The organism is Holdemanella biformis DSM 3989, assembly GCF_000156655.1.
Lineage (GTDB): Bacteria > Bacillota_I > Bacilli_A > Erysipelotrichales > Erysipelotrichaceae > Holdemanella > Holdemanella biformis.
Genome location: NZ_DS996842.1, coordinates 358,104 through 369,592, shown reverse-complemented (window position 1 = coordinate 369,592; position 11,489 = coordinate 358,104). Strand labels below are relative to the sequence as shown.

General features: G+C 33.0%; 10 protein-coding genes. 9 read left to right on the top strand and 1 reads right to left on the bottom strand.

Going from position 1 to position 11,489, the window contains the following annotated elements; genetic code table 11:
• From asp2 to EUBIFOR_RS06745, 7 genes are all read left to right on the top strand, one after another.
• Positions 1 to 1,231 (top strand): accessory Sec system protein Asp2 (gene asp2 / locus EUBIFOR_RS12950; protein ID WP_003865236.1); only part of this gene is annotated, 1,231 nt, incomplete at its 5' end.
• Entirely contained in the window at positions 1,221 to 1,652 is a 432-nt protein-coding gene (asp3, locus tag EUBIFOR_RS06765; protein WP_003865235.1) for an accessory Sec system protein Asp3, read from the top strand. The genes asp2 and asp3, both read left to right, overlap by 11 nt.
• A 1-nt stretch (position 1,653) precedes the next feature.
• Complete coding sequence (gene secA2, locus EUBIFOR_RS06760) at positions 1,654 to 3,963, top strand: accessory Sec system translocase SecA2 (protein WP_003865234.1); 2,310 nt, start codon at positions 1,654 to 1,656, stop codon at positions 3,961 to 3,963.
• Between the two features lie 20 nt (positions 3,964 to 3,983).
• The gene (gene gtfA / locus EUBIFOR_RS06755; RefSeq protein ID WP_003865233.1) at positions 3,984 to 5,465 is read left to right on the top strand and encodes an accessory Sec system glycosyltransferase GtfA; all 1,482 of its coding nucleotides are present in this window, start codon (positions 3,984 to 3,986) and stop codon (positions 5,463 to 5,465) included.
• Positions 5,459 to 6,769, top strand: a complete 1,311-nt coding sequence (gene gtfB / locus EUBIFOR_RS06750; protein ID WP_003865232.1) for an accessory Sec system glycosylation chaperone GtfB — start codon at positions 5,459 to 5,461, stop codon at positions 6,767 to 6,769. The genes gtfA and gtfB overlap by 7 nt, the downstream gene beginning before the upstream one ends.
• Before the next feature lie 14 nt (positions 6,770 to 6,783).
• Complete coding sequence (locus EUBIFOR_RS12740) at positions 6,784 to 6,954, top strand: hypothetical protein (protein WP_003865231.1); 171 nt, start codon at positions 6,784 to 6,786, stop codon at positions 6,952 to 6,954.
• A gap of 186 nt (positions 6,955 to 7,140) precedes the next feature.
• Complete coding sequence (locus EUBIFOR_RS06745; RefSeq protein ID WP_040466273.1) at positions 7,141 to 7,839, top strand: hypothetical protein; 699 nt, start codon at positions 7,141 to 7,143, stop codon at positions 7,837 to 7,839.
• An 83-nt stretch (positions 7,840 to 7,922) separates the two neighbouring features.
• Here EUBIFOR_RS06745 and EUBIFOR_RS06740 read toward each other — a convergent pair whose 3' ends face one another.
• On the bottom strand, positions 7,923 to 8,777 hold the full coding sequence (locus tag EUBIFOR_RS06740) for a hypothetical protein (protein ID WP_003865229.1): 855 nt from the start codon (positions 8,775 to 8,777) through the stop codon (positions 7,923 to 7,925).
• Positions 8,778 to 8,811: 34 nt separating this feature from the next.
• Here EUBIFOR_RS06740 and EUBIFOR_RS06735 point away from each other — a divergent pair, with 34 nt between their 5' ends.
• Both EUBIFOR_RS06735 and EUBIFOR_RS06730 read left to right on the top strand, forming a co-directional pair.
• On the top strand, positions 8,812 to 9,357 hold the full coding sequence (locus EUBIFOR_RS06735) for a LemA family protein (protein ID WP_003865228.1): 546 nt from the start codon (positions 8,812 to 8,814) through the stop codon (positions 9,355 to 9,357).
• Positions 9,338 to 11,212 carry a DUF2207 domain-containing protein gene (locus EUBIFOR_RS06730; RefSeq protein ID WP_003865227.1) on the top strand — a complete coding sequence of 625 codons (1,875 nt, stop codon included), beginning with the start codon at positions 9,338 to 9,340 and terminating at the stop codon, positions 11,210 to 11,212. The genes EUBIFOR_RS06735 and EUBIFOR_RS06730 overlap by 20 nt, the downstream gene beginning before the upstream one ends.
• Positions 11,213 to 11,489: the final 277 nt, after the last annotated feature.

Genomic DNA, 11,489 nt, shown 5'->3' with positions numbered 1-11,489 from the left:
TCTACAAACATTTATTGATAAGGATATACAGCTTTTCTATTCGCATTCCTATGGTGAGAAATTTGTCCCTCAAGCATTGTCTATTTCGCAAAGCTTTAAAGGTAGTGTTTTCTGGAATGGATATACAGGTGTTGAACTTGAGGGTGATTATGGAGATGATTTTTATCAAGTGGCATATTGGAGGTATAATATCCCTCTATTTAAAGGTCAAACTTTAGATTTATGGTTAGAATACGAAAAGGATGAGTCTGTTTCAATTGAATTGAAAATCGAACAGTTTGAAGGTGGTTCACTTTCATCTTTACAGAATCGTTGGATTTATTCGGAAAAAGATTTAAGTTTAATTGTTCATTTAAGTAATGATAAGATAGACGGTCCTGTATTTATTTCTTTACTCGCAAAGGGTAAGGGGAAATTAAAAATAGTAGGTTTACATGATCGTCATTCTCGTAAAGAATATGGATCTTTTTTACCTGGAGGAATCCGTAAGGTTACGTCTAAGCGTGAAGAAGTCTTTATGTACTTTGATCCAGGAGATATGAAACCACCATTAAATGTATATTTTAGTGGTTACAAGACACAAGAAGGTTTTGAAGGCTTCTATATGATGCGAAATATGGGAACACCATTTTTGTTGATTTCTGAAGCTCGACTAGAGGGTGGAGCCTTCTATTTGGGAGACAAAGAATATGAGGATTATGTTGTTTCAGGTATTGAAGATTGTTTAAATCAACTTGGCTTTGATCGTTCCCAACTTGTTTTATCTGGACTTTCTATGGGAACTTTTGGAGCTTTATATAATGGTTGTAAATTAAGGCCGCATGCGATTTTATTGGGTAAACCATTGGCTAGCTTGGGTGATATGGCCAATAATGAACGTATTTCTAGACCAGGAGGTTTTCCTACTTCATTAGATGTATTGTCAAAGAATTATGGGGATATGAGTTTAAAGCCAATTGATGCATTGAATCATCGTTTTTGGGATTTGTTTGATCAAACGGATTGGTCACATACAAAATTTATTATTTCATATATGTTAGAAGATGATTATGATATGACAGCCTACAATCGTTTGATTTCCCATATTGATGATGTGGGTGTTGAAGTGATTGGTAAAGGTGTACATGGAAGGCACAATGATGATACGTATAGTATTGTTGCGTGGTTTAAAAAACAATATGATGATATTTTGAAATCGGATTTTAATCGAGGTGAACCAGATGAAGAATAAGGCTTGGAAAGTTATATGGAATGAAGATACGTTTGGAACCTATTTATATGGATCTAAGATTTGGTTTCATTCTCGTGAAGATATTGAATTTGAAAATGAATTAATGCCTCCGGGAACAGTTATTAAGGAATGGTATTCCAAAGTAAACTATCAAATGATGCGTACAGAACCTTCCTTACCTATTATTGATGGTGAGAGTTCTTATCATATTCAAGTGAATATGAGTGATTTTGAATCGTATTTAATACGAATGGTGTTCTATGATCGTTATGAAAATGAGGCGGGTACACTAATTATTCGTGAACCGGAAATGGATTTTAAGTGTCCTTTAAAAACATATAGCTATCGTGTACAGCTGATTAATGCGGGTGGTACTAAGATGCATTTTCATTCTTTTGTGATTACAGAAAAGGAAGGGTAAAATGAATAAAATTGATAAGAGATTACACTTTCTTTTGGGTAAAGTCAAAGAGGAGTGTAAAAAGGTTAAAGAACTTAGTGATTTTGAATTGAAGAATAAAACGTTGGAATTCAAAGAACGTTTAAATAATGGAGAAACAACAGATGATCTTCTACCAGAAGCGTTTGCGGTATGTTGTGAGGCGGATTATCGTGTATTAGGTATGTTTCCTTATGATGTACAGATTTTAGGTGGTATTGCACTTCATTTGTGTTATTTATGCGAAATGAATACGGGTGAAGGAAAGACTTTAACGGCAACAATGCCTTTATATTTAAATGGATTGACGGGTAAAAGCTCAATATTAGTGACGGCCAATGAATATTTGGCCATTCGTGATGCCGAAGAGATGGGTCAAGTCTATAAGTTTTTAGGTTTGAATGTAGAAGCAGGTGTAAAGCGTGATACAAATGAAAAAATAAATAATGATTCAAAAAAGGATGTCTATGATGCGGATATTGTATACACAACTCATGGTTCTTTGGGCTTTGATTATTTATTAAATAACTTAGTACAGTCTAAAGAAGATCGCTTTATGCGAGATTTTTATTACGTAATTATTGATGAGGCGGATTCTGTATTATTAGATAGTGCAAGTATGCCTCTAGTTATTTCGGGTTCTCCTCGTGTTCAATCCAATTTATATGGTATTACTGATTTTTTTGTGACAACATTAGTTGAAGATGTGCATTATGAACTTGAAGATAAAAAGGTATGGTTGACCAATAAAGGAATTGAATATGCGAAGCGTTATTTCCGTATTGAAAATTTATATAGTAAGGAAAATTATGATTTTTTAAGACATATTGTCTTAGCTTTACGTGCGCATTTCTTGTTGGAAAAAGATACGGATTATGTGATTACAGATAAAGGTGAAATTGTTCTATTAGATAAGAGTACTGGACGTAAAATGACAGGTATGAAACTTCGTGGTGGATCTCATCAGGCGATTGAAGAAAAGGAACATTTGAAGTTAAGTCAAGAACAACGTTCGGTTGCGAGTATTACGTATCAAAATTTGTTTAATTTATTTCCAAAGATGTCAGGTATGAGTGGAACGATTGCCAATGGTAAAGAGGAGCTTTTAGAAGTTTATCACAAACAAGTTGTTGTTATTCCACCAAATAAACCTTTAGCTCGTATTGATTTACCGGATCAGTATTTTAAAACGAGTGAAGAACAGTTTGATGCGGTCATTCAGGAAACTGTAAAAAGACACAAAACTGGACAGCCCGTATTATTGATTGCGTCTTTGATTTCGGATACGGAAATGTTGTCGAAATTATTGGTGCAGGAAAATATTGAGCATAGTGTATTGAATGCGAATAATGCGTTCTGGGAAGCGGAAATTATTAAAGAGGCTGGTCAAAAAAATGTTGTGACAGTAGCTACAAGTATGGCGGGTCGTGGTACGGATATTCGTTTAGGACCTGGAGTAAAAGAATTAGGTGGTCTTTGTGTATTAGGCGTTGGACGAATGAGTAATACACGCGATGAAAGACAGGCAAGAGGTCGTGCAGGACGTCAGGGAGAACCGGGCGTATCGATTTTCTATACTTCATTAGAGGATGATGTATGTGAAATTTTAGGTGATGATTTCTTGGAGAAATATATAGAAAAGGACAAATATATTTCAAAAAGAAGAATCAAGCGTTTAATAAATAAAGCTCAAAAAATAAAGGATGAATCTGCTGTTTTTCAAAGAAAAAATTCAGTGGATTATGATAGTGTTACGCAGCGTCAAAGAACAATAATGTATAGAATTCGTAATGATTTGTTGGATGGAAAAAGCTTAGATGAGAATGTCCTTAAGCAGATTTATTTAAATAATATCAATGAATTTGCCAAAGACTGCAAAAATATGGATGATAAAACAATGTATCGATATATCTTAGATAATTTGTCATATCGACTTAAAGAATTGTCAATTTCTTCTACCAATAAAAAAGATTATTTAAAACAGTATGCAGATATGGCATTTAAGGATAAGAAACAATTATTGGGAAATCGTTTCTCGGAATATTGCCGTCTTTGTACATTAAAAGCTTTAGATGATGGTTGGATTGAAGAGGTTGACTACTTGCAGCAGTTACAGGCAGCCATTTCTGGTCGTTCTACGGCGCAGCGTAATCTTTTATATGAATACCAAAGGGAGGCTAGACTTTCTTTTAAAGATATGGAAAAATCGATAAAAAAGGCGATGATTCGTAATATTTTACTTGGAGAAGTGTCATTTGGTAAAGACAATGAAATGATTATATTGTATCCTTAAAGAAAGGAGTTTTTGGGGTTATGATTTATAATTTTAATTTAGGCATTGGCTGGGCAAGTAGTGGTGTTGAATATGCCCAGATCTATCGTGCTCGAATGTTTCGTAATATTGGTGTCGATACCAAGTTTGTATTTACAGATATGTTTCCTTCTGAAAATATGGAACATATGACGAAGAATATTGGTTTTTTAGATTCGGAAGTTATTTGGCTATATACGTTCTTTACGGATTTTAAAACAGCACCTGTCACTTATACTTTAAGTGATTTAGAAAAGACATTTACAGATTTAAATTATACAAAAACAAGAGAAGGCAAGATTTGTCGTTATGTGTTTGGTGGAAGTAATAACTTTTATACAGCTTATATGGTTAATGATCATGATGATTTTGTGCATCGTGTAGAAATGGTTTCAAATGGATTTTTAATTCGAAAAGATTATTTTACATATGGACGTGTGTATTCAGAATATTATGCACCATTAGATAATAAGGCTCATTTATATCATCGCCGTTTCTTTAATGAAAATGGTAGTGTTGCCTATGAAGAAATCATTGATGATGATCGTGTGATGTATAAGTTTAAGGATAAGATTCTTTGTTCGAAAGAAGAATTTGTGGGATATATGGTATCTCAATTGCATTTAACGAAAGATGATGTAGTATTAATTGATCGTTCTACAGAGATTGGTCAATCCATTCTTATGAATTGTAAACCTGCAAGAGTGGGTACAGTCGTGCATGCGGATCACTTTAGTGAAAAGGATACAAATGACGATTATATTTTATGGAATAATTTCTATGAGTATGAATTTAATATGCATAAACATATTGATTTCTATATTTGTTCAACACGAGCACAGAGTGATTTGATGGTTCAACAATTTGAAAAATATTATGGTGTAACTCCTTGTGTATATACCATTCCAGTAGGATCCCTACCGGAATTGAAGTATCCAAAAGAAAACAGAAAACCTTTCTCATTGATTACGGCAAGTCGTTTGGCTAGTGAAAAACATGTGGATTGGATTTGTAAGGCTGTCATTCAAGCGCGTAGTGAAGTGCCAGAATTATCATTGGATATTTATGGTGAGGGTGGCGAAAGAGAAAAGCTTGAAACCATTATTAGAGAGAATAATGCTTCTGATTATATTCATTTAATGGGTCAACATGATTTGAGTGAAGTGTATCAAAACTATGAGGCTTATATTGCCGGAAGTACAAGTGAAGGTTTTGGACTTACTTTAATGGAAGCCGTTGGTGGAGGACTTCCAATCATTGGTTTTGATGTTCGTTATGGAAATCCTACTTTTATTCGAAATGGTGAAAATGGATATTTAATATCTTTACCTGAAGAGGATAAGGATAAGATTGAGGCTTTAAGAAAAGGTATTGTGGATTTATTTAAACAAGACTTAGAGAAGTGTCATTCTGTATCTTATGAAGTAGCTAAGGATTTCTTAACTTGTAACGTACAAGAAAAATGGAGGGAAGCTGTATGTTAGAAACTCCAGTTTTATTATTAGAAAATTTTGAAGAAGAGAGTCAAATGTTGTATCAAAGCTTTAGAACTTCTGGCTTTGATGGTCCGGTTTTCACTTTTAGTGATGAAGGCTTTTTACCAGATGATGTGACAAGTATTTATACGTATTATTGTGGTAAAAAAGAAGGAGGAAAAGCTCGCTATTTCAATCAAATTGATGTACCGGATTATTGGGAAATCAAGGCGAGTAATTCAGGTGGTCAAGTCTTTGATTTGAATCATGAAAGAGGTAAGATATTCTTCGCATCTCCTTTACATAAAAGACTTGTGAAGATTGTAGATTGGTATGATGATATGCATGTTGTTCGTGTAAGTGATCATTATAATCAAGATGGGTTCATATATGCCAAGACAATTTTTAATAAAAAAGGTCAGCTTGTATCTCGTAGTTATTATGATGTGTCTGGCAATGAAAAAGTGGTTGAAAACTTTGTCACACATGACATTATTTTAAATCAAAATAATAAAGTATATATCTTTAAGAATAAAGTGGAATTTGCGAAGCATTTATTTACTGAATTAGATATACATCCAACAAGACTATTCTATAATTCCTTATCAAACCCATTCTTTGTATCTGAAAGTTTAGAAGATAAAGAACATAGTGATGTCTTATTCTGGCAAGAAGGATATCGCGAGGATATTCCTGGAAATATGCAGGTTATTCTGGATGGTCATTCTAGAAGAACTTCTAAGATTTATGTTCAGAAAAAGGAAGCGTATGAAAAGCTTATTGAATTAGGGGCAAATAGGGATATTGTGAAACCACTTGGTTTTGTCTATAATTTTGAAAAAGAGAATCAACATACAAATAATATATTGATTTGTACAAATTCAGACCGTATTGAAAAATTGAATGAACTAGTTGTGAGTATGCCAAATATGAAATTTCATGTTTGTGCATTAACAGAAATGTCACAAAAGTTGATGTCTTTTGAAAAATATGATAATGTACACTTGTATCCAGGATGCAAGGCGAGTGAAATACTGAATTTGTTTAACACTTGCGATTATTATTTAGATATCAATTATGAAAATGAAATCGTAGATGCCATTAAAGAAGCATTCTTACATAACCTGTTGATTCTTGGATTTAATCAAACGATTCATAATCGTAAGTATGTATTGCCAGATTTTGTCTTTGATGCGAATAACTATCAAGATATGATCCGTGTTATTCTTGATGCATCCCATCTAGATATAAATCTAGAAAGACAGCGCAATGTGGCAATGACACAAAATGTGCAAGATTATAAAAATGTTTAGAAGGGAAGAGATTTATGTTTAGTACATTTAACACATTGATGGTAATTGTTGTTTTAGAGGCAATCTGTTGTTTATACAGTATCACTCTAGCTTATTTAAGTGATAAGAAATTTAGTAAAATTTTGAATTTGATTATGGCAGCTATTTGGGCAATTGCAGCCATCTTAAACGTAGTTGGTTTTTAGTTTTAGTTTTTGAAAACATCGCTTTCAAATGGGTCGTTCTCGCCACTTTTGGCTTGAAACGGCCTTTTTTTAGGCCGAAATTTGCATTTTTTTTAGAATTGTGTATAGTATTAATTGTTGTTTTAATTTATTTGACAACAATTGCCTCGTATTTTATGTGGCTTAAGGGGAAGATTGGAGGGTGTTTTGAACTTTATAAAAGAAGAAAATTTAGAATGTAGTTTATTAAGAAAAGGGTTAGTTTCAGGTTTATTGATGTCGACATTTGTATTAACATTACTAACAACATCATCAGTAATTGGGGAAGAAAGTAAGGTCTATGCTCAGTCAAATGGCACAGATGAAAATATCTTAATGCGTGTAGACACAAAAAATGGAACGGAAGAATTAAAAGAGAAATTCGAAGAACAGATTCAAGATATCGAGGAAGAATCTAGCAAGAAACAAGAAGAGTCGAAGAGCGTTGAAGAAATGATTATGGAACAGCCAGATTTATTGAATGATATGCAGTTCATTCAAAATAACTATAATGCTGTTACACAAATCGTTTACTCGCAACCATCGCTTTCACAATACATTAGTAATGTGAATGCACTTACTGCCTCTGGCGGTGTTTATTATGGACCAAGTGGTAAAGAAACATACTACAACTTAAATATGTCAGGAGTAATCGACATTATGCGTGGTATGGGAAACAATGATGCATATTGGGTTCGTGAAGATGGTGCGAAAATGTTGGGGGATTATATTATTGTTGCAGCCGATTTAAATAAATATCCTAGAGGTACAATTGTAGAAACTTCATTAGGAAAAGGAATCGTCTGTGATACTGGAAGTTTTACGCAAAATTCAGATACTCAATTAGATATTGCGACAGACTGGTAATATATATGAGTGTGAAGTAGAAGTCATGTGCTTCTACTTTTTTTGTTTTTCATTAAAAATGGCATCCGAAGATGCCAAATAGATTATTTTTTTGGATTTATAAATTGTTTTTGTACTTTAGAAACAGGATTGAATGTTGTAAGTCTTTTTGTGTTTATTGTCATACCACTAATTGTTTGGATAAACCACAAGAAGAATAGAATTACAAGAATAGGTATTACACAAGATGTTACGATCATGATGGCTGTTGCTTCCATGAAATTATTTAAGGATTGATTAAACATCTTCGTATATTTTTGTGCTGTTGAAGAAAATGCTTCAGCTGCTTTTTCGAAGAAGTTTTTATTATCTTTATCCTTTTTGATTTTCTTCTGTATGTTGTTGGCATGATCAATCGTTTCTTGAATACTTGTTTCATAGGTGGCTTCTATTGTCTTAGACAGTTTTACACTACAAGGTACGATTAGACACATAGCTAAAGCCATAATACCAATCTTAATACATACAATTCTTAACCAATCCCATTTTATGACGTTGTTTGCTAGCCATGCCAAACATATTATTGGAATGATGTATTTAAAGGTAACCATACAAGTGAGTGTCAAAGCATATTTTTCTAAATAAATAGCTCCTAGAACAAGTAAGAATTTACTACTTAAGTCGGCCAATCCATTCGCAATAGGCGTTCCTGTATCTCCAGGTAAAATAGTAATGGCTGTAGAGATGGCTGCACTTGATGCGGCAAGTGTCATGACTGTATTTCTTTTTTCATCCAAATATTGAATGGATTGTTCATGAAACTTAGGTGTTGATGTTTTTTGTGCAACCATACAAAAGCTTGATAAACAAATAAGAATGGGTAAGATCCATTTTAAAATGGTTTTGTAGTCAAATGATTTCATAATATCGATTCCTTTCTCTATTTCTAATTTTAACATAAATCATGTATAATCATGTCAGGAGGATTTTATTATGATTCTAATTATTGTTATTGTTGTTGTTTTAGTTTTATTAGTACTATTCTTTATGTCTAGCTACAATAAACTTGTTCGTTTATCAAATAGGGTAGATGAAGGTTTTTCTACAATGGACGTGTATTTGAAGAAACGTTTTGATTTGATTCCTAACTTAGTAGAAACAGTAAAGGGTTATGCAAAACATGAGGCGGATACATTGAGTTCGGTGATTGCACAAAGAAATATGGCAAAAACATCTAAGGATGTTATGGATAGTGAAAATAAGATCACAAATGCGATTCAGGGTATTTTTGCGGTGGCTGAACAATATCCGGATTTAAAGGCTAACACAAATTTTATGGATCTTCAAAATCAATTAAAGAAGGTCGAGGAGGATATCGCAAATTCTCGTAAATACTATAATGCTTTGGTTCGTGAATATAATGATGTGATTATGAGTGTTCCGACAAATATTGTGGCATCTTTATTCCATTTTGAAAAGAAGACAATGTTTGAAGTGGCCAATGCTTCGGAAAGAGAAAATGTTCAAGTTAAATTTTAAGAAGGTCTTTGCCTTCTTATTCGCATTTATTTTATGCTTTGGATGTATCGATGTATATGCTGATGATGGTGGGTATACGATTGATGACTATAAAGTCAATGCGATATATCATTCAAACAATACGATTGATGTGAAAGAAGTGATTGATGTTAACTTTTCAAGTTATCGTCATGGTATTTATCGTAATATTCCAGAAACGATGTATATAAATCGTGATGAAAAGTATAAGTTAAAAATTCAAGATATCAATGTATTAAATGATGAGTATGAAGTAGATAGTGATTCTGGAAATCGTGTGATACAAATTGGAAGTGCAGACTATACGATCATTGGCCCACACACATATACATTGACTTATACGATTGTCATTCCAGAAGATTATCATTCGGACTTGGATTTCATTTATTACTCGGTACTTGGAAACAATTGGGATACCACGATTTCTCATTTTAGTTTTGATATTCAGTTTGAAAAGGCTTTGACAGAAAATGAGATGTCTAATATTGAAGTCTTTAGTGGAAGTCTAGGAAATCAATCGAATGATTTAAATGTGACTCCAATTATTACTTCTAATTCTATTAGTGGTTCTGCCAACGATATTGGTGCAAAACAAGCTATTACTCTTTTTGGTAAATTAAGAAAGAACTATTTTGTGGGTGCCAAACAAACGACTTCAAAGATTCCATTTATCTTTTTGGGTTTGGCCATTCTATTTGGTTTGTATAGTTTGATTCGTGCATTTCTATTAAAGAAAACGCATATCACACCAATTGTAAATTTCTATCCACCAAAAGATATGGATCCAGCTATGGTTGGAACGATTGTAGATGAGTCAGTGGATCAAGAAGATTTAATGGCCTTGATTCCATATTGGGCTAGTAAGGGGTATTTAACCATTTCTGAAAAAGAGGATGATTTGGTTCTTACTAAGCAAGAGAATCATGAACCGCCGATTTTAAAACATCAAAAGAAAATTTATAATGGATTGTTTAAAACTAAAAATAGTGTGAAATTATCAAAACTATCAAGTAAGTTTGGTAAGGCTATGGATGATGCCAAAGAAGCTTTGAATGATGAATTTAGTGAAGATAAAAAACTTTCTACTATTGATCATGGTTTTGTGACAACCATTCTAGCAATGATTTGTATGATTGTAAGTATCTTATTGAATACAAGATATAGTATCCTTGATAATTTGATTGAAACTATTTTAGCAACATTTAGCTTTGTGCTTATGATGGTCTTAAATTATTCTGCAGCTGCAACAAATGTATTTAACAAGAATAAACTTGGTGTATTAAAGAAAATTTTGAGTATTGCGTTTATTTTGATTCTTGTATACTTTATATATCGACAATGTGATTCGATTCTAAGTATTGTTCCATTTGAATTTATGATGATAGGCATTGTGGTTGTTTCACTACCAATTTTTTTGATTTCTAAATTTAATGTGGTAAGTAACTACTTCAAAAGTGTAGCTCCTGAGCTATTAGGCTTTAAAGACTTTGTTGAAAAGGCAGAAGTACCACAATTGGAAAGATTATCTTTAGAAAATCCTTCATACTATTATGATGTCATTCCATATGCGATGGTCTTTGGGCTATCTGAAATGTGGACAAAGAAATTTAGTACGATTCCTTTGGCACAACCAGATTGGTATGATTCTTATTATTCAGATCCATACTCTTCTTATTTCTATTACAGAATGTTGACAAGAAGTATGTATGAACCGATTCATGAGAATTTATTGGATTATCAAACAGAACAAATGAAAAGTACAGCCGATAGCATGGGCTCTAGCTTTGGTGGCTTCTCTGGTGGAGGCGCCGGTGGCGGAGGCGGCGGAAGCTGGTAAGAGATGAACCGTGTACTGTGGTAAGTGTTATGCATCTACATTTTCTTGGTAACATGCAATTAGTTAGGATCACTAAAAGTTGGTTTTAAGAATTGTAGAGTTGAAAACTATGTGAGTGTTTAAAGGTTATCTCTATCTCAGATTCGAAATCCCTATGACTTTTAAAGTTTGATTTACTCTTGTCTAATTTTATATATTCAAAGAAAGTTACTAATTATTGGAATGTTGAAATGTAAACAAATTGATTGACTATACAGTAATCTAGGATATAATCCCA